The following is a 25411-nucleotide window of genomic DNA, read 5'->3' on the forward strand; positions in this document are numbered from 1 at the left end:
AGTGATGAGAAAGTGGCTCTGTATTATTTGCGGCTTAATCTATGATGAAGCACAAGGTTGGCCATCCGATGGCATTGCACCAGGAACAGCATGGGAAGATGTACCGGATGACTGGTTATGTCCTGACTGTTTAGTGGGTAAGGCCGATTTTGAAATGATCGAAATTACCGACGATGCGCCAGTAGAAGAGGTCGCGGCAGTGTCTTCGGTATCGGTAGGATCGTCTGTTCAGCCAAATACTGCTCAGCCTCTTCCATCTGAAGTTACTCAACCTGTATTCTCAAATGACCCTATCGTTATCATCGGTAGTGGCCACAGTGGTTACCAGTTGGCGGCGGCACTTAGAGCGCAATCTGAGACGGTTCCGATCACTGTCTTTACCGCTGATGATGGCGCACTGTACAGCAAGCCTGCCTTGTCTAATGCACTGGTCATGAATAAAGACGGCGACGCGCTACAAAGTGAGAGCGCGTTGGAGTGGGAAAGCCGTCTCAACATCCGAGTTTACCCGCATACCCGTGTTGAACAGATCGATCGTGCCAATTCAACGTTACATACCTCCATCGGTAAATACGCCTACAGCCGCTTGGTACTGGCAACAGGTGCATCACCGATTGAAATCCCAATTGAGGGCGATCGCTCTTGGGTTATGAGTGTGAACGACTTAGTTGATTACCGCCGTTTCAGAGCGGAGCTGCAAGACAAAAAGCGCATCGCGATCCTAGGTGATGGCTTAATTGGCTGTGAGTTCGCAAATGATCTGATCGAAAGCGGTTATGAAGTAACAGTTATCGGGTTGGGTCAATGGCCAATGGAGCGTTTGATCCCGCAACAGTTGGGTGAATCATTACAAAGCGCACTTGCCGATCGAGGCGTGCAATGGGCTCTACAAGACAGTATCACCAGAATCGAGCCAAGGTCCGCATCCAGTGCGGTTTTACATCTGAACAGTGGCAAGCAGATTGAAGCAGATCTAGTGCTGAGCGCGGTTGGACTCAAGCCAAATGTTTCTCTGGCTGAGCGCGCGGGGCTTGAAGTTGGCCGGGGCATGAAAGTGAATCAATTCGGCCAGACGAGTGATGAGAATATTTACTCGCTAGGTGACTGTGTTGAAACTGAGCAAGGTTGGCAGCCCTATATTGCACCGATTAATCAAATGATCCCTTCTGTAGCGAAAAGCTTGCTAGGCGATGTCGCTCCTATCTCGTTAACACCAACTCCAGTGATTGTAAAAACGCCGATTCTTCCACTCACGATTTTCCCGGTAGCCGCTGAAGAACAGGGACAATGGTACATCGAGACCCAAGCAGATGAATTGACCGCTGCGTTTTATTCACCAGAAGGAGCAATGCTCGGTTTTGCGTTGCTAGGAAGAAAAGTACAGTCATTACGCGGCCCTTGGCTAGATCAATTGTCATTGAAACTGTCAGCAGCGTAGCGGAGAAAAAAGATGATTCATTTACCCAATGATGACGTGACGTGTGGTTGGTACCATGCGTTGCCAAGTATTCCAGAAAAATCGGCGTTAAAAGGTAAACAAAGTGCTGACTATGCCGTGTTAGGTGCCGGTTTCGCAGGCCTAGCTATGGCAAGACGTTTAGCTGAACTTATGCCTAATGCACGAATTATACTGATTGATGCGCAACGTATCGGCCAAGGGGCTTCAGGAAGAAATTCGGGCTTTGTTATCGATTTGCCTCATAAGTTTTCACTTGAGCATCCCGACCCTGAGCACAAACAAAAGTTATTGTCGCTCAACCGTTCTGCGATTGCTCAGCTAAACACTTTAGTGTCGAAGCACAGTATTTCTTGTCAGTGGTCAGCAAAGGGCAAATATCAAGGAGCCGTAGGGGCGCGCGGTGAAGCGTATCTCGATCACTTTGAGCACCTAATGAAAGACCTTGGCGAACCATACTTCCATGTTAATGGCAGTGAGCTGGCGAAAGTCTTGGGAACCAACTACTACAGCCGCGCAATTTACACGCCAGGTGGTTATTTAATGCAACCTGCTGCTTTGGTGCGTGGGCTAGGGGAAAGCCTTCCAGAGAACGTCGAGGTGTTAGAGAACTCGCCAATCCGCAAGCTCAGTAAAGAAAACGGTTGCTGGGTATTACATGGAGATAGTGGCTCTGTTGAAACCCCTGAACTGCTGCTTGGGACCAGCATTTTTACTCGGGAGTTTGGTTATCTTAAAAACAGACTACTTCCAGTGATGACGTTTGCAAGCTGGACGCGTCCATTAACCGACGCAGAAATGCAACGATACGGAGGTGAGCTGAATTGGGGGTTAACTCCAGCTGATCATGCGGGAACGACGTTACGTATGACCGCCGATCGACGTATTTTGATCCGCAATACTTACAAACACGTGCCGAAATATGGCTCAAGCATGAACGATAAAGTCAGAGAACAAATTCGCGACGATCATCGTCAGGTCTTTCTGGCGCGTTATCCCGAGCTGGCCGACGTACCATTTACTCACACATGGGGTGGGGTGTATGCAATCTCTCGTAACTTTACTAACTTTTTCGGTCAATTAGATGAAGGTGTTTATGCCAGCGCTTGTGACAATGGTGTTGGTGCTGCGTGGGGAACCATTTCTGGAACACTGTTAGCTGACTATGTCGTTGGTGCGACATCTAAATCATTGGATGACATACAGCAAGTGACAGGAATGCCTTGTTTGAATCCGCCAGAGCCTTTTTTAGGTTTGGGAGTAAAAACGCGTATCCAATTAGCAAAATGGCAAAGCCGGAGTGAATTATGAAGCCAGTCAAACTTGTTGATAGTAAAAGTCTAGATTTCAATGTTCGTGGTGATACGCCAGGAATGGCGTATGTTGCCAGGGCGTTAAGCCCAGAAATTTCACCAAACATAGGCGTAGGCTTTGCTAAATGGGAAGGCGCTAAAGTGGCTTGGACAGTGCTTTATGATGAGGTTATTTTCGTGATTGAAGGCTGTTTCGAGCTGACCGCAAATGGTGAAACACATTTTGTGCACCCAGGTCAGATGCTGTGGATACCGGAAGGGACTGAATTGGTTTATGGTGGGCATGCTCTGTTCGGCTATGTGGTTCATCCAGGAAACTGGAAAGAGTTACATGGTATTGAATGACTTTTATCATTTAGTTGTGTTTCGGAAAGGCAAAATAAAAATCTGATTTTTAACCATAACTTTTCGCAAAAGAACTTAATCTCAATGGAGCAAGGGTTTCATACTTGCTATGTTTCTTGGTCACGTTTCCAGACGTGTTAGACCTTTCTCAATTGCTATTTTATCTATCAAAAAGGGAAGCCTTGGCTTCCCTATAATGAGTCTTCTTTTGGCTTGGCTAAAGCTTTTATTTTAGCTCAAATTTACCCTGCATGATTGCCCAGTGACCCGGGAACGAACAGAAGAATGAATAGTCACCGCCGGCTTTCATTTTCTCAGTACTGAACGTAATGCTGGTGCTTTCACCGCCACCAATTACTTTTGTGTGAGCGTAGACGCGATCATCATTTGGTTTTACGTAGTTATTTTCTGCTCCAGCTGCCATGCCATCAGTACCGACTGCTTGTAGGTTGGCTGTGTCAGAGATGACCACGTTGTGACCCATCGATTGCGCTGGCATCTTACCTGTGTGATTCAGCGTTAGTTTTACCTCTTTACAAGTGGCTGGTACGCTCAATGTTTTAGTAGAAAACTGCATCATATCGTTAGCATCTAATGACACTTCACACTCGGCACTGGCTTGGGCACCAAAGCTCATTCCTACTAATGCGAAGGTTGTTGCTAATAAACGTAAAGACATATAACACTCTCCATTTTGTATTTTAGGCTGACTTGGATTGATCTTATCCAATAGTTCTCATTATCAGCCAATTTTCACTCCAAAAACGTGCTTCAATCGGTATATTGACGTTTTGTTGCAAGCTTGTACTGGTCAGTTCCGCTATTTGATCACTCAAATGCCTTATTTCATGCGATTGCGTGAGTTAAATCAAAAGTCGTGATTAGCCAGAGTTAAGGTGAAAATAATCTCTCTAAACGGGTGGCAGAATTGTTTGGTTTTACGGTATTGGAGAGGTTTCAAGAAAGAAGCTCAGCTAAATTGCTGAGCTTCTAGAGAACAGACGACAAGTAGGCCTAGCGAGTTTGCTTTAACGTGTGCAACACATCATGCAGTGAAGGTGCGAGAGTATGGCCTAATTGCTTTATTTCGTCACAAGGCTCAACCAAATCAGGAATTTGATAAGTGATCATGTTCGCTGCTACCGCAGCACGTACGCCATTATTTGAATCTTCAAAAGCGAGACATTTGGTTGGATCTACGCTTAGACGACTTGCTGCAAGCAGGTAGATCTCTGGATCAGGTTTGCCGTGTGACACTTCACAGCCTGTCGTTAAGTTGTCGAAATACTTGCTTAGGCCCGCTAACTCCAACTTCTTCTGTGCCACTTCTTTTGCTGTAGAAGTGGCGACTGCAATTGGCAACCCTTGGCCTTTCAACCACTCAAGCAGCTCAATCACCCCTTCTTTTACTGGTATCGCTTGGTGCTTAACCACAGCGTCGTAACGGTCGCGCCACTCTTGGTGTAAGCGGTCAAGATCATCCCCATAAGCTTTACGAAAAATCACTTCAATGCCCGCTGCATTGCGACCAATGATTGAAAGGTAAACATCTTTATAGAAGGGTAGGTTCTGGGCTTCACATGCTTCTTGGAAAATATGCATACAGACGCGCTCAGTATCAAGGAGCAAACCATCCATATCAAAAATAGCAGCTTGGTAGTTCATTACATTAAGACTTTTTGGTTGGGATGGCGCATTTTGACACAAGCAGATCGTTTTTTCTTCTAAAAATTAGAACTTGATTTTGATCCTATGAGTTCACATTGCCTCTGAACACACTATACACAGAGTCTATAAATTAGGTGTGAAATATAATATTTTTAAAATTATAAAAATTTCAGTTAAATAGATAAAACTCTATCTTAATATAAGCTAGAGTTTTATTAATATTCTATTGTTATTTTAACTATTGGATAATTTATTAATAGTTAAAATTAATAATGAAATAATACCAAGTCACGATTGTTTACGACTGCATGAGTGTACCAGCTCTTGACTTCAGATATTTGTTGCTCTGATAAGCCTCCGAAGTCAACGTTATCTTGGTGAATATCTTGATTTTTTATCATAAAAACAACAGGGAAATCGTCAGGGAGTGGGAATTTTATGGGATAATCGGTATTAGTGAATGGAATATCGCAGAAATCGTTTACATCGCAAGGATACCAAGAGTTATTGGATAAGTAATAACCAGTGATCTTACATATAGCTTCAAGCAAGTAAGCATAGGCGTAACCCAAGTGACTGTATTTTATCTCTTCAGACAGCATCTGCATAAGAAGCTCTTCAGCTCGGATGCTTTCGCCACTACTTTCCAGCATTTCATTAATCACTTTAAAGGAGTCTTGACACCTTTCCATGATGGCTTTTTCTAGCTCTGGATTACGCTCATTCTTTAGTACGTTAAAAACCTTTTCAGTATCTAATGAATATACTGTCGCCCCATATCCCATATTTTATTCTCCTCACTTTTATACAGTTAAATTCATTTAAGTGTTTTTATCGAAGGGATTATATTTTGATGTTTTTTGAAGGTAAAGTGTATACATAGAGGTTGTATTTATTATGATGAACTTTGAAAGTTTAGATTCTTAAAATAAATACTATATATTTAATTTTATTAGATCTGGCTCATAAAAATACCTTAACTATTATTGTGTTTATTGTTAAGGGTTATTAAATCTGTGAGGTGGTTCAAGACAATAAAATTTAGAAGAAAATACCGTCAAACTTAGGTGGCTATTCTATCTGAGCACTCAGCTCACTACTTATAGTGGGCTGAGTGAGCGGTTGGGCATCGGCTCTTTATTTGGCGATGAATATGCCATATTAGGTGATATTCGTTAGTGTCTATTTTATCCCTAGCCGTTTTGCTAATCGGTGCAAATTGCCGTTATCTAATTCAAGCTGACGTGCCGTTGCTGCCCAGTTACCTTGGTTCTCTTCCAGAACTCGAACAATCATCGCTTTTTGGAAGGCGTCTGTGGCAGGCTTTAATCCGCCTTCTGGTAGCTCAAGCCGAGATTTTTGTTCCGTTTCTTCAACGTTCTTGATGTTCTGATTCGGCGTTCGGATGTCAAAATCTTGCTCAACTAACTCAATGTCCATGGCGTGGGTACGCGCTTTTGCCAAAACACCAGCACGTTTAATGACATGTTCAAGCTCTCGCACGTTGCCTGGCCATGAATAGTCTTTGAGTGCCTGCACCAAAGTGGGGGACAAACGAATGCTGTTCAATCCCAATTTGCTTCTTAAACGTTCGGCAAAAAAGCCTGCGAGTAACACCACATCGTCTTCACGTTCACGAAGAGGTGGAACATGAAGCGGGAAGACGCTTAGGCGGTGATATAAGTCGGCTCGGAAGCGACCAGCAGTCACTTCTTCATGCAATATACGGTTGGTGGCGGCGACAATGCGTGTATTGACTCGAATATGGCGGTCATCACCCACACGTTGAATGTCGCCGTATTGTAGGGCTCGAAGTAACTTGGCTTGCAGCTCTAACGACAGTTCGCCGACTTCATCTAAAAACAGTGTGCCGCCATCGGCTTGTTCGAACTTACCCTTGCGATTGCTGATTGCGCCTGTAAATGCGCCTTTGATATGGCCGAACAACTCGCTTTCCGCGACCGATTCGGGCAGCGCCGCACAGTTGAGGTAAACCAAGGTATTGTTAGAGCGGCTAGAGCGATGGTGAATAGCGCTGGCAACCAACTCTTTACCTACGCCCGTTTCTCCCATGACCAATACAGACAACTCCGTATCGGCGACTGCATCAATCTGCTCTTGAAGATTCTTCATACCCTGAGAGTTGCCAATGATTTCATTACTTAAGGTGCGCTTCTCGGCGTAAGAGTCACGTGGCAGGCTCGCTTGTGTCTCTAGTTGTTCTAGTAGGAGTGCAGTGTGTAGGCCACCTGCTGCCAACGCGCTGACAAAACGTAACTCTTGGTTGCGTAGCCCATCAAATTGGTTGGGGTCGAAGGCGTCAATCGTGATGGCACCAATCAGTTGATCGTCGATCAGCAGAGGTAAACCAATGCAGGAATGGACATGCAGTTTGTCATCGTGGTTTGGAATCAAGCCATCGTATGGATCAGGTAAGTCGCTGTCGGAGGGAAAGCGCACGATATCGCCTGCTCGGGCAATGGCTTCTAATCTTGGGTGCTGCTCAATGGAGAAACGGCGTCCAAGCACTTCTTTCGCCAATCCATTGATTGCTAAAGGTTTAAAGTGCTGGTCTTCATATAAAAGAAGGGCAGAAGAGTCACACTTCAATACCTCTCGAATCGTGGTTAATAACGTATCGAAGCGAGCCTGTTGAGTGAGCGCCGAGTTAAGGTCTTGCGTGATGTGTAGCCATTGCGCGATTAAAGAAGTCATAGCCAATACCAATTGTGTCAATATGACTATTGTAGTGTCTTAATGACAATTTTCAACTGTGTCTAAATGACATGTTTCAATGTTGGATTTTAATTAAGTTGTTGAAATATATAGAAATTAAAAGTTGGCACGCCCGGTGCAATACAAGAAGAAATTATTTTTGTTTATCCCGTCATTCAAGGTAGTAATTATGACAATTCACGTAAAAAACAACATTCACTGGGTAGGTCAACGCGATTGGGAAGTTCAAGACTTCCACGGTACAGAATACAAAATGACAAAAGGTACCAGCTACAACAGTTATCTAATTCGTGAAGAGAAAACCGTATTGATTGATACGGTCGATCATCGATTCAGTCAACAATTCATCCAAAATTTAGAGATGGAAATCGACCTTAAGTCTATCGACTTTATCGTGGTAAACCATGCAGAAGAAGATCACTCAGGTGCATTGTCGGCATTAATGGAGAAGATTCCGAACACGCCAATTTACTGTACAGAAGCGGCGATAGATTCGATTGTGGGTCATCACCACCATCCTGAGTGGAACTTCAAAACCGTAAAAACGGGCGATAGCATCGATATTGGTAACGGTAAGCAATTGGTCTTCGTGGAAGCACCGATGCTGCATTGGCCAGACAGCATGATGACTTACCTAACCGGCGATGCAGTGTTATTCAGCAATGACGCATTTGGTCAGCACTATTGCGATGAACGTCTGTTCAATGATGAAGTGGATCAAAATGAGTTGATGGAACAGTGTTTGCGTTACTACTCAAATATCTTAACGCCATTCAGCAGCTTGGTAACCGCAAAAATCAAAGAAGTGCTGAGCTTCAATTTGCCTGTCGACATGATCGCCACGTCACACGGTATTGTATGGCGCGATAATCCGGTTCAAATCATCGAGCAATACTTAGCATGGGCAGACAATTATCAAGAAGATCGCATTACGATTTTCTACGATTCAATGTCAAACAACACTCGAATGATGGCCGATGCAATCGCGCAAGGCATTCACGATGTCGATCCTGGCGTGGCGGTCAAAGTCTTTAATGTCTCTAAGCATGATAAGAATGAAATTCTCGCCAACGTATTCCGCTCAAAAGGCATCTTGGTTGGTTCTTCTACCATGAATAACGTCATGATGCCGAAGATCGCAGGCATGCTAGAAGAAATTACTGGTTTGCGCTTTAAAGCGAAGAAGGCCGCTGCATTCGGTAGTTACGGTTGGAATGGTGGCGCGGTGGATCGTATCCATGCTCGATTGACTGACGCAGGTTTTGAAACCGCAGTGAGCTTGAAAACCAAATGGCGACCAGATGGTAATGCGATGCGTGAGTGCCGTGAACATGGTCAGAACATCGCGAAGTTGTGGGCGAAGCATGACCTGACAAGTCCTGTTATTTCTCCGGCGATTGCTACGTCTGCACCACAAGTTCAATCACAACCCGCAGCACAAGTAGCAACACAAGCGGTAGTCGATGCTGCTCCTAGCAACCCTAGTGCCGAGGCGCATCCTGCAGATTGCCAATGCATGGTTTGCACCGTTTGTAATTGGGTATACGACCCAGCTAAAGGCGAGCCTAATCAAGGCGTTGAACCGGGTACTGCATGGTCTGAAGTGCCAGATTACTTCTTGTGCCCAGAATGTCACTTGGGTAAAGACGTTTTCGTTGAATACAACGGTTAGGAGGGAATATGCAAGCACCTATTGTGATTATTGGTAGCGGCTTTGCGGCTTACCAATTGGTGAAAACAGTGCGTCGAATGGACGCACATATTCCGCTGCAAGTGTTTACTGCTGATGATGGCGCGGAATACAACAAGCCCGATTTGAGTCATGTATTCAGTAACAAGCAAACTGCCCGAGACTTGGTAGTTAAAAGTGGTGAGGCGTTTGCACAGGAACACAACATCGAACTGTTCGCCCATACCAAGGTTGAGCATGTCGACGTGCAAGCTCAGCAAGTGGTCGCCAACGGCCAAACCTATCCTTATTCCAAACTGGTGTTTGCGACAGGCGCGAAAGCCTTTGTGCCGCCAATATCTGGTGGTGCAGCACCTGAGGTGATAACGCTGAACTCGTTACAAGAATATCAATTAGCGGAAGAGCAAATTAGCCGCGCGGAACGAATTCTAGTAATGGGTGGTGGTTTGATCGGCGTCGAGATCGCCATGGATCTCGCAACCAGTGGTAAAGCGGTTACGGTGGTTGAGCCAAATTCCCGTTTGCTCGCTAACTTGATTCCTGAATTCGTCGCATTGCCGCTCGAAAACCAACTTAAGCAGCAAGGTATTCAACTTGCCTTGGAGACTGGTGTAGTTGCGATCAATCGTTCAGATGATTCGCTGGTGGCAAGCTTGAGCAAAGGTAAAGCAATCGAAGCCGATGTAGTGATTTCAGCGGCGGGTTTACGTGCTAACACTTGGTTAGCGAAGGCTTGTGGGTTGAGTGTCAATAAAGGCATCGAGGTAGATGCCCGATTACAGACATCAGCAGCCAATGTATTTGCATTAGGCGATTGCGCCGAGATCCAAGGTCGAATGATGCCTTATCTCCAACCGATCGTGCTAAGTGCCAATGTTTTAGGGAAACAACTACTGGAGCAAGAAGCAGAGCTGAAACTACCGCCTATGATGGTAAAGGTCAAAACGCCGAGCTACCCAATTCAATTGGCAGGCGATTTTAGCTCGGTGACGAACTGGAGCGTGCAGATTTCTCAAACTGGCATTGCCGCGAAAGCAGAAGATGAAAATAGCCGACTCATGGGCTTCGTCGTGACGGGAGAACAAGTTACGCAAGCATTTCCACTACTCCGAGAGTTGTCTCAAGCCGCTCAGGCTTAACCGATTTTAACGAAAAGAATTGTAATTAGAGAGGGTATCATTATGTCGCATCTAAGAATTCCTAAAGACTGGACTGTTCAACGTTCAACGCCTTTCTTCACTAAAGACAATGTGCCACCAGCGCTACTGACTCATCATAATACCGCTGAGGGAGTGTTTGGACAGCTGTGCGTCATGGAAGGGCAAGTGACTTACTACGGCTTTGCTGATGAAAATGCCACAGAAGCAGAAGTTGTGGTGGTGATTAATGCAGGCCAGTTTGCTACAAGCCCACCGCAGTACTGGCACCGCATTGAGATGAGCGATGATGCTCAGTTCAACATCAATTTCTGGTCGAACAAGGACAAAAGTGGGCAAGCGATGTTCCACGCTAAGCAGTAGTGAATCTTTGTAAGTGCTTTGACTGTTACGCTAATCGTCAAGTAAAGGGGTGTAGAAGGCGCAATAAACGGACTGCAATGCAGGATCATCGAGACCGAGGAAAGAGAAATCACGAGTAATGATTTCAATTCTTTAGTAGCATGTTACGAAACATTTCAGTCAGGTGAACTAAGGGAAGCGTGCAATGGAAAAACAACGAGTAGCATTTATTGGTCTGGGTGTGATGGGATACCCAATGGCTGGTTACCTAAGTAAAGCGGGCTTTGAAACCAAAGTATACAACCGCACAAAAGCGAAAGCCGACAAATGGGCTGAAGAATACCAAGGCGTAGCTTGTGAAACACCACGTGAAGCGGCAGAAGGCTGTGACATCGTTTTTACCTGTGTGGGTAATGATGATGACGTTCGTAGCGTTGTTTACGGTGAAGAAGGCATTCTGGTCGGTTTGAAAGCAGATGCAGTGTTAGTCGATCACACGACGACTTCTGCAGACCTAGCGGTTGAGCTGGCTGAAGCGTGTGCTAAGTATGGTAATCACTTCATTGATGCGCCAGTTTCTGGTGGTCAAGCGGGCGCAGAAAATGGTGTTCTAACCATCATGTGTGGTGGTGAACAAAGCATTTTTGACCGTGTGTCTCCGGCGATGGATGTGTACGCGAAGCAGATGACGCTACTGGGTGAAAACGGTCAGGGTCAACGCTGTAAGATGGTAAACCAAATCTGTATTGGAGGCGTTTTACAAGGTCTGAGTGAAGCTTTGTTGCTGGCACAAAAATCAGGCTTGGACATCGCTCAAGTTGTAGAAACGCTTAAGCATGGCGCTGCAGGTTCTTGGCAGATGGAAAACCGCGCAAATACAATGGCTGAAGACAAGTTCGATTTTGGCTTCGCTATTGATTGGATGCGCAAAGACTTAGGTTTCTGTCTGCAAGAAGCTGAGCGAGTGGGTCTAGAACTTCCACTGACTAAGAAAGTGGATGAGCAATACGCAGACCTTCAACGTGATGGTTTAGGTCGCATGGATACATCAGTACTGATCAAAGCGGTAGCTAAAAATCAGTAGTTGATGAATCAGTAATAGATAAACAGTTCTTTGGTATCAAAGAGCTTAAAGAAATCTAAGTTAATCATAATGAATCTCCTTGAGCATGGTTTGTGACTTGTGATTAAGGATTAGTGATTTGAAATCAGGAGGTGCTGTAGAGCACCTCCTTTTTTCGTCTTTAAATCACGCAGTGTAATGATTGCAGCGTTCGCTTACTTGTTTAAGCCTAGTGCAATTTCAAGACCTTTGCCGTACGCTTCGTCCGCTTGGTATGCGTGTTGAACGTGGCGCTGTTGGATGAACTCTGGCACACCGTCCATTGCGCGAGCTGTGTTATCGAACAGAGTTTGACGTTGCTCTTCGCTCATCAGACGGAATAGGTCACCCGCTTGGCTGAAGTAGTCTTCGTCTACACGATGATCGTAGTGATCAGCGTTGCCATTGATGCGCAGAGGTGGCTCAGAGTAATCTGGTTGCTCTGCCCATTCTTGTTTGTAGTTTGGCTCGTAACCCAGTGTTGAACCAAAGTTGCCATCAACGCGCATTGCGCCATCACGGTGGTAGCTGTGAACAGGGCAACGAGGTGCGTTCACTGGGATTTGATGGTGGTTCACACCTAGACGGTAACGCTGAGCATCGCCGTAAGCGAACAGACGACCTTGTAGCATCTTATCTGGAGAGAAGCCGATACCAGGTACAACTGCTGCTGGGTTAAACGCTGATTGCTCAACTTCTGCGTAGAAGTTTTCTGGGTTACGGTTCAGTTCGAACTCACCAACTGGGATCAGTGGGTAGTCTTTTTGAGACCATACACGTGTTAGGTCGAATGGGTTGAAGTTGACTTCATCCGCTTCTAGCTCAGGCATGATCTGTACGTACATCTTCCATTTAGGGAAGTCTTGACGCTCAATCGCTTCGTAAAGGTCACGGTGATGGCTTTCGCGGTCTTTACCTACGATTGCTTCTGCTTCTTGGTCAGTTAGGTTTTTGATGCCTTGCTGAGTTTTGAAGTGGAATTTCACCCAGTAACGCTCGTTTTCTGCGTTGATGAAGCTGAATGTGTGGCTACCAAAACCATGCATATGACGGTAAGACGCTGGGATACCACGGTCACTCATTACGATAGTCACTTGGTGGAATGCTTCTGGTAGTGATGTCCAGAAATCCCAGTTGTTGGTAGAGCTACGCATGTTAGTGCGAGGGTCGCGTTTTACTGCGTGGTTTAGGTCTGGGAATTTTAGTGGGTCACGTAGGAAGAATACTGGTGTGTTGTTACCAACCAAGTCCCAGTTACCTTCTTCAGTGTAGAATTTAAGTGCGAAACCACGGATGTCGCGTTCTGCGTCTGCTGCACCGCGCTCACCAGCTACAGTAGTGAAGCGAGCGAATAGTTCTGTTTTTTTGCCGATGTCAGAGAAGATCTTAGCGCGAGTGTATTTTGTGATGTCGTGCGTTACTGTGAACGTACCGTAAGCACCTGAACCTTTTGCGTGCATACGACGCTCAGGGATCACTTCGCGGTCAAAGTGTGCCAATTTTTCAAGGAACCAAACGTCTTGTAATAGTTGAGGGCCACGAGGACCTGCAGTCATAACGTTTTGGTTATGTGCGACAGGGCAACCTGCTGCTGTAGTCAATTTCTTGTTTGTCATTTTTCTTCCCCCTCCAGGGCTCAATACCTTAGAAACTGTAGAGGAGGTTATTACGGAAAAGCTGGAGGAGAAAACTGATATTGCTTATCAATTCAATAGATGGTGACTATGGTCGAAACTATATTAGAATCAGAAATTTACTACATTAGCTTGATTGACATAACAATCGACGTTCTCGAATACGATTGACTGGGGGGAGCGCTATCCAGTTAGCGTGTCTGCGATGCTAGTAATATCGCCCCTTAAATGAAGTTTTACGTGTCATCAAAGGGGCGAAAGGGGGAAGTAATTAAGAGTACTTCACTTCAAGTTGTTCAGCTTTTGCAAATGCTGGGTGTGTCGCGAGCTGTTTCCCATAACGTTCAATATTAGGGAAGTGATTAACTAAACCAAACTTTTGAACCAATTCGACAATGAAAGACATCATGATGTCAGCGCCAGTCAGACGCTCTTCTACTAGGTAAGTTTTGCCTTCTAAGGATTGCTCGAAGTAGCCTAGTACATTCATTGCTTCCTTGTCGGCATAGCCTGATAAAAACTGAGTTTCATTTGGCTCTTTGCTTACGAAGATTTTTAGCAGCATAGGTAAAATTGCAGAGCTTTCTGCAAAGTGCATCCATTGCAAATATTCTGTGTGTGCTTTTGTACCACGCTCAGGAGCAAAGGCTCCGTCACTGTATTTCTCAATCAAATATTCGGTCATTGCACCTGACTCAATGATAATCTCGCCGTTATCTTCAAGAACAGGTGACTTTCCTAATGGGTGAACACTTTTTAGTTCTGGCGGTGCCATGAAGGTCACGGAATCACGGACATAGGGTACAATCTCGTAATTTACATCTAGCTCTTCAAGTAACCAAATGATGCGCTTTGAACGAGACTGATTGAGGTGGTGAAGTTTAATCATTTACATATCCCTTTTTATAATGGGTCGTTAATCTGTACTACAAGCTTGCCGAAATTCTTACCTTCCAACAGACCGATGAATGCTTCTGGCGCATTATCCAGTCCTTGTACTAGATGTTCGCGGTATTGGATCTTTCCTTCTGCCAACCATTTATTAATATCTTGCGCAAATTCACCGTAACGATGTCCGTAATCATCAAAAATGATGAAGCCTTGCACCTTGATTCGTTTGGTCAGGAGCTTACCCATTAGTAATGGAAGATGGTCGGTACCTTCAGGCAGCTCTGTCGCGTTGTACTGAGAAATCAAACCACAAAGTGGGATACGCGCATTTGTATTCAGAAGTGGCATTACAGCCTCGAATACTTTGCCACCTACGTTTTCGAAGTAAACATCGATACCTTTGTCACAGGCATTTTTCAGTTGTTCTGCAAAGTCTTCAGCTTTGTGATCAATACACTCATCGAAACCAAGCACCTCTTTAGCGTAACGGCATTTTTCTTCTCCGCCTGCTATACCAACAACTCGGCAACCTTTGATTTTACCAATTTGACCAACTGTTGCGCCTACAGGCCCCGTAGCAGCTGCTACCACGATGGTTTCCCCTGGTTTTGGCTGACCAATGTCGAGTAAACCCATGTACGCGGTAAATCCTGGCATACCTGCAACGCCTAACGCGTAAGAAGGGTTTTGCGGTTCTTTACCAAGTTTAATGACCATCTCACCAGTTGAGATAGCGTAGTCTTGCCAGCCAACAGTGTAGGCAAGAACCCATTCACCTGCTTCGTAATCTGGGTGGTTTGATGTTTCTACCTGACAAACGGTACCACCGACCATTACGTCATCAATTGCAACAGGGTCAGCGTATGATTCGGCATCACTCATGCGACCACGCATGTATGGATCTAGAGATAAATAAACCGTTCTCAATAGCATTTCACCCTCTTTCGGAGTCGGTTTCGTTACCTCTTCTAAACGAAAGTTTTCTTGTGTCGGTGCACCATGGGGACGTGACGCGAGTACGATTCTGCGATTTGTTGCGTTAGTCATATCTATCTCACTTGTTGATTAGACCGGTCGTCTAGTATTTGTTTCAAAATATCCCGCTTATTTAAAGCGGGAAGGTTTACTGTGTTAACACTGACGCTTTTTCTGACAGTGAAACGTGTGTAGGGTGTTCATTCTGCTTCCACGCCGCCCGTTATGGGCAAGTGCGCGTATTCTGCAGTAAGTGTTGAGTATAGGTCAGACTTTGCGTCAATGCTGCCTGATCTTGATAAAGTTTGTTCAGCAAGCTAGCGCCATTCCAAAGGTAGTATATCTGCCTTGCTAATAACGCACTGTCACCATTGGGGATTGAGCCATCTTGAATGCCGATGTCAATGCAATCCGCTATCGCTTGAATGGTTTTGTCTGCTCCTTGGCGTAATGCCAAGCGCATTGACTCAGAGAGATCGGAGACTTCTGCACTTAACTTAACCAATAAACATTTGTTCGCATTACACACGTCGTCTTCTACTTTGACCATTTCTTCGAAATAGCTCATTAGGCGTTGGTAGCCACTCAGTTCAGTATTGGTAAAGCGTGCGTTTAAACGCTCAAAATACTTAGTAAAGTAGTCTTGAATCATCGCTTCACCAAATTGTTCTTTGGACTTGAAGTAATGATAAAACGAGCCTTTTGGCACTGCGGCCTTTTTTAATAGCTCTGAAAGACCAACACTCGTGAACCCTCGGTTTACGATCAACTCGTATCCGACGTCGAGAATATGTTGGCGTGTGTCATTCGTCTTTGCGTTCATGAAGTGTACTATAGAATGAATTAGACCAGTCGTCTAGTATTTGTTGTGGGTTATTTAATCAGCTCATACTCAATAACAAAGAGCGTGTCGGTATTTGGGTAGATTTCTCGAATTAACTGCTTGAGTTTTGGTAGTTCGATGGCTTCTTGTTCTGCATGAAACTCATTAATATCTTCAAAGTGAAGTGGTTCTACAGAACGTATCTTGATATCGCAGACTTTACGATCCGTTTCTAAGGTAAAAACTTCGACTTCTGTATTGGGAACGTAATGGCTTTCTGATTCATCTCGAATCGTTATCGTCTTTTTGCCTGACGTGATCAACGGGGTTAAGAATTCAAAAAAAGTAATCTTGGTTGGATGAGATGGCATGATGTACTCGTTAGTCTGGTTGTTTGGCGTAATTATATACCCAAATACCCCAGAGATTCCTGTCTTACTAGAACGATCGAGCGCGGATGAAACGAATTAACTTGGCACTAAAGTAACCTGAGATAACGCCTATCCAGTTGGTGCTGAGATCATCAAAACTAAATGACCGATTTGGAATAAAAAGTTGGCTTATTTCTTCCATTGAAACGATAGCCAACAGCAGTAGCAAAAGACGAATCCCAAAAACGTCGGTTTTATTCGAGCTCACCAGAGAAGGGAACGTGAAGACCGATAAAAAGCCGATCAATAAACTGAAAGTAAAGTGAAGCGTACTTGATCCGCCTAAGTAGGTTTCCATTTGCAGGTAAGCAGTATGGTGTAGGTCAGAGCTTTTCCACAAAGAGAGTGAAGCGGTTAGCATCAGGACTAAAACAAAACTCGTGCGTGCCAGTATTAAAGCCATAATTAACCTATTGGAAAGAAGCCTAAGTAACGTTTTACAAAGTACAGTGCAGCTAAATTCTGGATAGCCATGCCAATTGCCATTGCCCACGCTGCACCAATCACCCCAAACATTTGGCAAAGCGTAACAAGTAGGCAGATGGACACCGTACCGGAGGAAATTGTAATGTATTTCATGGTTCTCTCATGACCACTCATTAATAATAAAAAACCTACTGAACCAGTCGCAACATTGACTAACTGCCCCAGAGAAAGGACGACTAATAGTGGCGCAGCGGCGAGAAACTCCTCACCAAAAAACTGCATTACAAATTCGGGGAAGAGGGTGCAAATAATTACGGGTACAATCGCTAAACCAACATTGGCTCGGCACGCCAAGCGGCTCAGGTTCTGCAGTTTGCGCATTTGACGCTCTTTGTAGAGAGAGGCAAACATAGGGGCGACCACAAAGTTAATGGTAATCAGCACAAAGCCAATCAGTAGTGATGTGCGTTGGGCTGCGGCTAACAAACCGAGTTCCGCTGTTGAGATAAAAAAGCCCGTAATAACAAGGCTTCCCCATTGAAGAACATTCGTGAAGATACTGCCAACCCAGACTTGCTTGGCAGAAGAGACCATTTTTTTGTTTGGTACGAAAGCCGATGTTTGATATTGATCTGAGCCAAGCCAATTGGCACTAGATATGACCGCGACACCTATGCTCGCTAAAAGCAGTGTGGTCATTAGATTGTTGATATTTTGCTGACCGATATAGTCTAGGGCAAAGACAAAAATGACCATCAACATGCTTACCCCAAGCTGCAACGCAAACAGAGATGATACAACTTTTCTACATGCTTGAAGCACCCGACTGTTGGTTTGCGCAAGCACCAAGAAAGGTATGCAAAGCAAGCATAAAGTAATCGCATACATTGGTGATTGAGTTTGGTTTAGCTGTTCTGGAAACAGATTAAACCCTGCCAACAAAACGCCTATGGCGAGCAAGCAAAATGCCATACTTCGATAAAGTGCGGTTTTATAGTTTTGGCTTTGTTCAAGCTTCTCTTTGTTATTAAAAGCGATCGCATTGTAACGAACTAAGGAGACATCAAAACCTAGCTGAGAAACGATAGCGAGTAGCGAGACTAGGTTGAATAAAAAGAAAAATTGACCGGCCGTCGAAGCGTCACTGGTCTTCGATACAATCAGAGTCAGTAAAAAAGCAAATAGCGCACTCAACACACGCGTGATTGCGGTTTTTAATCCAGTAGATAACAAGCTTTTTTTACCGCTGGGCATCAACAGTAATTTTTGTTGAACAGTGTGAAACATAGGGGCATTTAACCGTAAATATTATTGAGTGCGAGGCGCTGTTTTTCTTCACTGAAGGCATCGTTTAATTCTGCTGTATATTGGCGAAAATCGATCTCTTCATAATGATTGACACAATGCGCGATCTGCTTGGCCATTTCTTTAGGTGTGAGCGCTAAAAACGGGTAGTTGAGATCTTTGGTTGCGCCGATGGTCCGAATAACCATAGGAAGATGTAACTTGGATGCTTCTAGAATGGTTAACGGCATCCCTTCCCATGCTGCAGTATGTAGATAAAGGTCTGAACCCTTGAGCTTTTCAACTACCTCATCGCGAGGCAGCATGCCCGTTACATCCACATTTTCAGTGCGTAATTTCTGTTCGAGTACGTGGTCACCGCCACCTATCCATGTGATCTCTATCGGGCGGTTAAGTGCATACCGATTAAGGAACTGCAATGTGCTGATAAGAAACTGAGGATCTTTTTGGGGCGCGACACGACCAAGTACAACGAGCTTCAGCGCTTCTTGCTTGTTTCGCTCTATACGATCTTCACTTTGATAAGACACGTAGTTGTTGAGCAGTTCGGCACGTTTCGCACCAATGCTAATGGCTAGGTCACACTCTCGTTGGCTACAGCCTGCAACCACATCAATTTTGCTCAGTTTTACTTTCTCTAGTGCTTTATAGATCTGGCGTGCAAGCTCTGAGATATCTTCACGTTCGAAGGCATAACAGTGCGGTGTGTAAACCAAGCGTGCCTTGCCAAGCTTTAGAAATCGGCCGAGAAATCCCGCTTTACTCGAGTGCAAATGCACGACGTCGGGAGCAAGTGATGCAATCATGTGGTTTGCATCGCGAATAAATTGAAGCAAGCCGCCTTCTACCCACTTTGTCTGTACGAAAATGTGGTGGTTGTTCTCATTGGTCAAGTCGTTTTCTCGGGCTCTGGCTAGCAAGAAATGCTGATAAGGCTCGTCTCTGGATGAGTGAACATAACTATAGAGGGCGGTTTGAACGCCACCTCCAAATGCTTCTGTAACATGGAGCACTTTCTTCATGATGATTTTGTCCCTGGTGTTTGCATCCATTTGTGTTTAAAAGCATCACGCTCTTGCTCTGAATAAACGTGGCGATACAAGGGAAGATCGTACATATAGAACAGTTTTGAGAAGTCGTAGTGATTCTTAAAGTGTTGGTGGATATTGGAGTACCACTTGTTTTTCGCTTCGTTGCTGTTTTTCAGCACGAAGTCTTGCAACTCAAGAAACTCACCGATTTCTTTATCAAGAGAACTGAGCTGTTCGCATTTGATTAGCATGACGTTGGCCTGATCGTTCTGGAATGTGAAGAAAGGTTGAGTGTTGTCCAGCTCTTGGCGCATCACATCGATATTGAAATTACGCTTTAACTCGTTGTCGAACCAGTCCGCAAAATAGTTGAGATTGATATAGTTATCAAAGCAATGCTCGAGGTGCTGATACGTGACTTCCATATCTCGGTGAATTGCATCGTTCTTTTTGCCTTCGATAAATTGCAAATGGAGATCTTGAAAGAAGCGAGAAAAGACAGTTGCGATTGGATCGCGGACCAGCGTAACGATTTTAATCTGCTCGCGTTTTTGTAAGATACGTTTTCGCTGCTTGAGCACTAAGCGATAGAGTGCGCGGTTTCGGAAGTCGAAGAATTTACTCACGTCTTTTTTATTGTGATACATGTGAAATTCTTCGTGATCATCAAAGGTGTGGATGTGATAGCTCGGGATATTTTTCTCCCCTAGCGTGTGCTCAATTGATGAGGAGCCAACTTTGCCCATTTGGTAAACTAAAACAAAATTATCAGCTTGGAGTTCTCGGTTCTTTTCAAATTGTCGAGAGATTGAATACTTCATCTATCCTATCCTTGATTATTCATATTCGTGGTGATGGTTTACCGGAAAAGTATGAGCAATGGCCCTTGAGTCGTTGCTCATGCTGATCATGACGGGTAATAAGAGTATTAAAATTATGGTGGTGTTTACCGCAACGAAAAACACCATGATGAGGGCGTATATCGCAAGTAATAGGCTTTTTCTGTTTTCATTAAGACTACGGAAGCAAAAGCGAATAAAAAGAAAATAACCACCAAACAGCAGACCGATACCAAGCAATCCGTATTCAATTGCGGTATCTAACACAAAGTTGTGGGTGTAGATCGCCAGCTCATCATAATTAAAGTAACTGATCATAAAGTTGGGTAACATTTTCGCGCCGACACCTAACACCGGGTGTTGAAATAAAATATCTAGCCCATTGGCAAGTAAAAGTTTTCTATGAAGATTCGATACCCATCGGGCTTCACTTTGGTTGGCAAATAAGACGTCTTCTTGGGTTATTTCCAATGTGTCTGCTAGCGTTTCAAACCCAACGTAGAGTGTGGTTGTGACGGCAGTAAACACAATGAAGCTTAAGGCTAATAAAATCGTCCACGTGTACGTTTCGCTGAGCGATTTTCTCATTAAGTTTTTTACGAGCAGTTGGTCAAAGAAGAAAAGCAGACAAAAACCAAGTAGCGCTTTTCTTTCTTGTGATAACACCAGTAATACTAAAGCTACGAGCATCAAAAGGTGGAAAGCGCGAATTTTATCTCGATAAAGGTACAGTAGTGAGCACAGTACACCGAACCCGTATTTACTTACCCCGAGTAACTTAAACCCGCTTTGATAGCCCTGAGCAAAGTGCCATAAGGCAACGAGCGTACAGATGAAAAACAACAAATACGTGAAATAAACCATTACCCGTTCGTCATCAAACACGCCATAGGCGTACATTAGGCTCAGTAGGCACAAAATCGCTAACCATTGCACAGTTTCTATAACTAGCGGCATTAAAGGGACGCGATTTAGCAGACCATTTATGAACACATACCCAGTGAACAATACGAGGAACCCCATACAGGGATGCATGAGTTTTTCAGCTTTTCCTTCCAATACCACTAATGCAGTAAAACCAATGGACAAAAGGCTTGCGATGTCAGATGGGGCTAGCGCTATTCCTCCAGCACGAAACTTCATAGGAATAAAGAACAATGCTAATAGGCATGCTGCAAGCAATGAGGCGCGATGGCTCGATGGCGCGGAACTATTTGTTGGCGCAAAGCTGCTGGTAGATTCCATAGTAACCTTCACGAAATTTATCGATGGTGTAGAGAGAGGCCCTATTGACTGAGTATTGACTTGCAGCGTCATACCGCTCAACACTTTCACACAGCTGGAGAACTTTTTGGCTCAGTTCAGTGGCGTTACCAACTTGAAATAAATATTCGGCACGTCCGGTGACGTCATCCAAACCAGGTACGTCCGACGATAGTACGGGTAAGCCTGCTGCCATCGCCTCAACCGCCGCCAAACCAAAGCCTTCGACGTGCGACGATTGCACGTAAATATCCATGTCGTTCAAAAAGGCTGGAACGTCAGAAACTACGCCATGAAAGTGAACACGTTGCGCGACGTTGATTTTTGTTGCTAATGCTTGCAGTGACGATTTTTTTTCTCCATCTCCCGCAAGGTGGAGTTCGTATCGTCTTGGTAAATGGATAAGTGCTTGGATAAGCGTTTCATGGTCTTTATGTTGGTGAAGTCGGCCCACCATTCCAATCTTGATAACTGGTTTGTCGATTAGGTGGCTGGCGAATCTTGGCGTCATAGAAAACCTTTTTAAATCAACGCCATTGTGCACCACGTGATATTTATGTTGATAGCGAGGCATGAACTTCACGAGTTCATCTTGTACTTTTTCACTAATACTGACTGTCAAGTCGTGGCCCCAATATAAGATGTATTCCATGAACTTAAACAGCGGATAGTCACGTCGACGGTTATAAGAACAGTGCTCAGTCTGGATTCGTTTTTTACCTACCGCCAATAGCGCTAGGTAAATGGAAGGGTAGAGGTGCCCGTGAACGACATCCGGCCAACGCAGCAAAGAGAATTTCTCACTCAATGGCAATGTGCGCCAGTTAAAACACTCTATGCCTTGGGCGGATAGCATTGGTAAGTAATCATTTTCATCACACAAGACCAAAATTTTGATTTCGTATTCAGGCTTATGTTCTAAAACAAGGTCGACTAAGAACTTCTGAGCACCGCCGTTCAGAGAAAGATCATTGATAATATGTAGAATCTTGGTTTTCATGATTAATTGGTCAGATATTGCTGTTTAAGGTCGGTGATTTCTGCATTTGAGAAAAAGTGCTTCGTCAATTTAGAATTCAGCATTTCTTCAACGTACTCGGGTGTAGGTTGAAATTGCGTTTTGAATTCTTTCATTAGTGGCGAGTACCATTTGTTGTCTGATTGATTTTCATAAACAACATCCACGGGGTAACCTAAAAAGTCTTCAACTGCGGAGTTAGCCTGCGTTAGCTTGTCACTTCGAATGACCAACAGTGAGAAGTTATTGTTATGGTATGTTTGATAGCCTACTTCGTGATTAAAAGACTCGTTAAACACATCAATCCCTGTTAGTTGTTTGATCTCGTTGTCAAACCACTGCAGCGCATATTGATGATTCATGTGCTTATCAAATGCTTCTTGGAGTAATTGCGGTCGTTCGGTACGTATTGCGCTGTCATCCTTTAGATATTTGTCCGCCATCCAAAAAGGAAGTGCTTGAAAGAACATTGAGACATTTCGTCCGATCGGTTCTCGCACCAGCGAGATAATTCGAACTTTTTTCTTGCGCTTTAACATATGGCTCATCGTTATACGCTTTAGTCGTCGCTTTAACGCATTGATCTGAGGCTTATGCAATTGCGCTCTAACGGGGGATATTTGTTTTTGCGCATCGACGGTCATAAGGTCGTGCAAGTGAATCGAGTTAGGAATGGAATGCTCTAATGCACTCGAACCTACTTTGCCCATTTGATAGATCAATACTGGCTGTTCTTGGCTTTTCAACGTTTGGTACCAAGATAGGTTTACGTTAGTAGGCGTATTTCTGGACATAAAGCGTCTCTCCTTCCTTGGCCTTGGCTTGTGTGATTAAGACGCCAAGAGATGGAACTGAGTGTTGTATTTGTTTAGATAACGCAAGGTTAACCAGTGATGATTTTGTCGATTCTGAGCGAATGACGGTAATCAGACCATTGGCATACTGACCAAGAATAAGTGCGTCACTCACTGACAGTAGTGGAGGTGTATCGATAATGATCCGGTCATACTTATTTTGAAAATGTTCGAGCAACTTTTTAAAGCGATCAGAAGCCAGTAATTCCTGTGGGTTTGGCGGAATTAGGCCCGCCGGTAATACATCTAAGTTGGCTTCTTTTATATGTGTAACACAATCTTTGATTGGCGTATCCATCGTCAGGATATGCGTTAAGCCAGGGCTTGATTCAGCAATACCGAATCGCTTTGCGATGGAAGGTCGACGTAAATCGCAGTCGATGATCAACACCTTTTCCATTTTTGAAAACGACACCGCCATATTGATACTGGTCGATGTTTTTCCTTCTTCTGGAATAGCAGAGGTAAAGGGCAATATCTTTTGCTTCGTGTTGGTTAATCTGAGCAGAAGCGAGGTTCTGACCGAGCGGCAAGCTTCACTAAATAGTTTTTCTTCATCATCTAAATACGCGGTATAACTGACGCCGTTTTTACGCAAATTGCGTTTTTTGACCATAGGAATCACACCTAAACACGTAACACCAAGTTTTTCCTGCACATCGGCTGTGCTTCGGATAACTTCTCGCATCGTTTCTAAGATGATGACCAGAGCGCAAGCAATGGCAAAGCCAAAAAAGGTGGCAATTAGTACCAGTTTGATTCGTTGTGGTGCCACCGGGAATAGAGGGATGATGGCTTTATCAGTAAAGCGAGCAGTGACATTCTTGTAGTCGCTGGTGGCGTTGGTCTCTTTCTCACGATTTAAGAACGCTTCATAGAGTGCCTTATTGGATTCAACCTCGCGTTTTAACTGTTCGTAACGCGCTTTTTGTGACCCTAACGATTGGAAGTCTGACTTTTTGTTATCGAGTTCTGCTCGAAGCATGTCCTCTTGCGCTTTTGCAGCAAGAAGGTCTTGTTGCTTACTGAAGGAAATGTCCCGGATGAGTTGCTGGGTTCTTGATTGAATTTCAGCAAGCTGTGCTTTCGCCTGAATCATTCGATCATGCTTAGGTCCGTAGCGCTGTGCCAGTTCAGAGAGATTTTTGGCTGCCTGTGCTTCCGACAATTTTAGATCGCGGATTTGCGCTTGATTAGCGAATTCATCAATTGACAACAAGCTGTCTAAACTTTGCGAAGATTTACGTCGTAACAGTTGGATTAACGTCTGCGCTTCAATACGCTTATTAACAGCGATATTCAGCTTGCGAGTGAGTTCTTCTAGCTCATTTGCGTAAATTTCATCAATACCGTTTATATCGATCAACCCTTCTTTTAACAAGAATTCTTGCAGCGCTTGCTCCGAGTTACGTAATCGCTCCTCCAATTTTTGAGAGTTATTTGTCAACCAAGTAGCCGCATTTTGTGTAACGACCAATTTGGCTTCAAAATTTGCGTCAATATAGGCTTGGCCGACCGCGTTGGCGATTGTCGTAGCAAGCTTAGGATCGGTAGAACGAAAGCGAATTCTGACTAATTGGGTGTTACGTACTGGCTCAATATCGAGTTTACTTCTGAAAGCTTGAAGTGCCTGATAATAGGACTCTGAAAACTGCGCGGTTTCTTTTGGGCTTGGTGCCACATTCAGTAGGTCTTGAACAAAAGGAATCGACTTTATTTGGTCGATTTTTTTATTTAACCCCCCTGAGCTTGTGAATTCAGGTAATGGGGTGAGGTTCAGCTCTCTAATGACCTTATCTGCAATATGATTCGATTTTAAAATGGCGATTTGCGTTTGAAAGTACTCTTTTTTTGTCGTGTCGACGCCATATACTTCCTCGATTGAAAGGGCGCTTTTTTGCTCCTCTTGGATGAGTAGCGTAGCTGTAGCTTGGTATATCGATGCTTTGGAGTAGATATACCAAGTACAAGTTAATGAGAACAGAAGCGTGAATGCTGCGATGCTTAGCCAATTCTTTTTAATCGCTTTGAAGTGATGGCCAAAACGAATCAGTTCTACTTTGTTCATCTGGAGATTATTTGGATGAGTCCCGTTCATTTGATTCCCTGTCA

The 25411-nt window shown here is 44.3% G+C and carries 24 protein-coding genes and 1 pseudogene; 8 read left to right on the forward strand and 17 right to left on the reverse strand.

The window, feature by feature from the left end:
• Positions 1 to 4: 4 nt before the first annotated feature.
• From R8N28_RS00095 to R8N28_RS00110, 4 genes and pseudogenes are all read left to right on the forward strand, one after another.
• Positions 5 to 166 (forward strand): annotated as a pseudogene (locus R8N28_RS00095) (rubredoxin); the annotation flags it as partial.
• The gene (locus tag R8N28_RS00100; protein WP_237289146.1) at positions 155 to 1438 is read left to right on the forward strand and encodes an NAD(P)/FAD-dependent oxidoreductase; all 1284 of its coding nucleotides are present in this window, start codon (positions 155 to 157) and stop codon (positions 1436 to 1438) included. The pseudogene R8N28_RS00095 and the gene R8N28_RS00100, both read left to right, overlap by 12 nt.
• Positions 1439 to 1450: 12 nt before the next feature.
• The gene (locus R8N28_RS00105; protein ID WP_005385877.1) at positions 1451 to 2767 is read left to right on the forward strand and encodes an NAD(P)/FAD-dependent oxidoreductase; all 1317 of its coding nucleotides are present in this window, start codon (positions 1451 to 1453) and stop codon (positions 2765 to 2767) included.
• Positions 2764 to 3114, forward strand: coding sequence for an ethanolamine utilization protein EutQ (locus R8N28_RS00110; RefSeq protein ID WP_017635301.1), 351 nt, complete (start codon positions 2764 to 2766; stop codon positions 3112 to 3114). The genes R8N28_RS00105 and R8N28_RS00110 overlap by 4 nt, the downstream gene beginning before the upstream one ends.
• Positions 3115 to 3340: 226 nt before the next feature.
• Here the strand turns inward: R8N28_RS00110 and azu are convergent, their stop codons facing one another.
• The 4 genes from azu to norR all read right to left on the reverse strand — a co-directional run bounded on the left by azu (position 3341) and on the right by norR (position 7497).
• A complete protein-coding gene (azu, locus tag R8N28_RS00115) occupies positions 3341 to 3793 on the reverse strand; it encodes an azurin (protein WP_005375211.1) in 453 nt (150 codons plus the stop codon).
• Positions 3794 to 4128: 335 nt separating this feature from the next.
• Positions 4129 to 4779 (reverse strand): HAD family hydrolase, encoded by a 651-nt coding sequence (locus R8N28_RS00120; protein WP_065275449.1) that lies wholly within the window; start codon positions 4777 to 4779, stop codon positions 4129 to 4131.
• 269 nt (positions 4780 to 5048) lie between these two features.
• Positions 5049 to 5567: a transcriptional regulator gene (locus R8N28_RS00125; protein WP_065275448.1), complete on the reverse strand. Its 519-nt coding sequence runs from the start codon at positions 5565 to 5567 to the stop codon at positions 5049 to 5051.
• Between the two features lie 397 nt (positions 5568 to 5964).
• A complete protein-coding gene (gene norR / locus R8N28_RS00130; RefSeq protein WP_065275447.1) occupies positions 5965 to 7497 on the reverse strand; it encodes a nitric oxide reductase transcriptional regulator NorR in 1533 nt (510 codons plus the stop codon).
• A gap of 190 nt (positions 7498 to 7687) precedes the next feature.
• On the opposite strand from norR, the gene norV reads away from it, so the two are divergent.
• The 4 genes from norV (at position 7688) to R8N28_RS00150 (ending at position 11791) form a co-directional block, all read left to right on the forward strand.
• Positions 7688 to 9190, forward strand: a complete 1503-nt coding sequence (gene norV, locus R8N28_RS00135; RefSeq protein WP_065275446.1) for an anaerobic nitric oxide reductase flavorubredoxin — start codon at positions 7688 to 7690, stop codon at positions 9188 to 9190.
• 8 nt (positions 9191 to 9198) lie between these two features.
• On the forward strand, positions 9199 to 10347 hold the full coding sequence (norW, locus tag R8N28_RS00140; RefSeq protein WP_065275445.1) for an NADH:flavorubredoxin reductase NorW: 1149 nt from the start codon (positions 9199 to 9201) through the stop codon (positions 10345 to 10347).
• A 42-nt stretch (positions 10348 to 10389) separates the two neighbouring features.
• Positions 10390 to 10728 (forward strand): DUF1971 domain-containing protein, encoded by a 339-nt coding sequence (locus R8N28_RS00145; RefSeq protein WP_005375231.1) that lies wholly within the window; start codon positions 10390 to 10392, stop codon positions 10726 to 10728.
• A 184-nt stretch (positions 10729 to 10912) separates the two neighbouring features.
• Positions 10913 to 11791: an NAD(P)-dependent oxidoreductase gene (locus tag R8N28_RS00150; RefSeq protein ID WP_005375233.1), complete on the forward strand. Its 879-nt coding sequence runs from the start codon at positions 10913 to 10915 to the stop codon at positions 11789 to 11791.
• 194 nt (positions 11792 to 11985) lie between these two features.
• Here the strand turns inward: R8N28_RS00150 and R8N28_RS00155 are convergent, their stop codons facing one another.
• The 13 genes from R8N28_RS00155 to R8N28_RS00215 all read right to left on the reverse strand — a co-directional run bounded on the left by R8N28_RS00155 (position 11986) and on the right by R8N28_RS00215 (position 25397).
• Positions 11986 to 13425, reverse strand: coding sequence for a catalase (locus R8N28_RS00155; RefSeq protein WP_017821260.1), 1440 nt, complete (start codon positions 13423 to 13425; stop codon positions 11986 to 11988).
• 289 nt (positions 13426 to 13714) lie between these two features.
• The gene (locus R8N28_RS00160) at positions 13715 to 14332 is read right to left on the reverse strand and encodes a glutathione S-transferase family protein (protein ID WP_005375238.1); all 618 of its coding nucleotides are present in this window, start codon (positions 14330 to 14332) and stop codon (positions 13715 to 13717) included.
• A 14-nt stretch (positions 14333 to 14346) separates the two neighbouring features.
• Positions 14347 to 15381 carry an NADP-dependent oxidoreductase gene (locus R8N28_RS00165; protein ID WP_065275444.1) on the reverse strand — a complete coding sequence of 345 codons (1035 nt, stop codon included), beginning with the start codon at positions 15379 to 15381 and terminating at the stop codon, positions 14347 to 14349.
• Positions 15382 to 15532: 151 nt separating this feature from the next.
• Positions 15533 to 16132 (reverse strand): TetR/AcrR family transcriptional regulator, encoded by a 600-nt coding sequence (locus R8N28_RS00170; RefSeq protein WP_005385858.1) that lies wholly within the window; start codon positions 16130 to 16132, stop codon positions 15533 to 15535.
• A gap of 50 nt (positions 16133 to 16182) precedes the next feature.
• The gene (gene yqfB, locus R8N28_RS00175) at positions 16183 to 16503 is read right to left on the reverse strand and encodes a N(4)-acetylcytidine aminohydrolase (protein WP_005385855.1); all 321 of its coding nucleotides are present in this window, start codon (positions 16501 to 16503) and stop codon (positions 16183 to 16185) included.
• A 67-nt stretch (positions 16504 to 16570) separates the two neighbouring features.
• The gene (locus R8N28_RS00180) at positions 16571 to 16966 is read right to left on the reverse strand and encodes a VanZ family protein (RefSeq protein WP_033906760.1); all 396 of its coding nucleotides are present in this window, start codon (positions 16964 to 16966) and stop codon (positions 16571 to 16573) included.
• A gap of 2 nt (positions 16967 to 16968) precedes the next feature.
• Positions 16969 to 18276, reverse strand: a complete 1308-nt coding sequence (locus R8N28_RS00185) for an oligosaccharide flippase family protein (protein WP_065275443.1) — start codon at positions 18274 to 18276, stop codon at positions 16969 to 16971.
• Between the two features lie 8 nt (positions 18277 to 18284).
• Positions 18285 to 19316, reverse strand: a complete 1032-nt coding sequence (locus R8N28_RS00190; RefSeq protein WP_065275442.1) for a glycosyltransferase family 4 protein — start codon at positions 19314 to 19316, stop codon at positions 18285 to 18287.
• Positions 19313 to 20146, reverse strand: a complete 834-nt coding sequence (locus R8N28_RS00195; protein ID WP_005375258.1) for a putative capsular polysaccharide synthesis family protein — start codon at positions 20144 to 20146, stop codon at positions 19313 to 19315. The genes R8N28_RS00190 and R8N28_RS00195 overlap by 4 nt, the downstream gene beginning before the upstream one ends.
• 15 nt (positions 20147 to 20161) lie before the next feature.
• Positions 20162 to 21409, reverse strand: a complete 1248-nt coding sequence (locus R8N28_RS00200; RefSeq protein ID WP_031780999.1) for an O-antigen ligase family protein — start codon at positions 21407 to 21409, stop codon at positions 20162 to 20164.
• Positions 21375 to 22427, reverse strand: a complete 1053-nt coding sequence (locus R8N28_RS00205) for a glycosyltransferase (RefSeq protein ID WP_065275441.1) — start codon at positions 22425 to 22427, stop codon at positions 21375 to 21377. The genes R8N28_RS00200 and R8N28_RS00205 overlap by 35 nt, the downstream gene beginning before the upstream one ends.
• Positions 22428 to 22429: 2 nt before the next feature.
• A complete protein-coding gene (locus tag R8N28_RS00210) occupies positions 22430 to 23239 on the reverse strand; it encodes a putative capsular polysaccharide synthesis family protein (protein ID WP_065275440.1) in 810 nt (269 codons plus the stop codon).
• Positions 23217 to 25397: a GumC family protein gene (locus R8N28_RS00215; protein WP_047102586.1), complete on the reverse strand. Its 2181-nt coding sequence runs from the start codon at positions 25395 to 25397 to the stop codon at positions 23217 to 23219. The genes R8N28_RS00210 and R8N28_RS00215 overlap by 23 nt, the downstream gene beginning before the upstream one ends.
• Between the last annotated feature and the right edge of the window lie 14 nt (positions 25398 to 25411).

It is taken from the genome of Vibrio sp. Vb1554 (assembly GCF_033344235.1).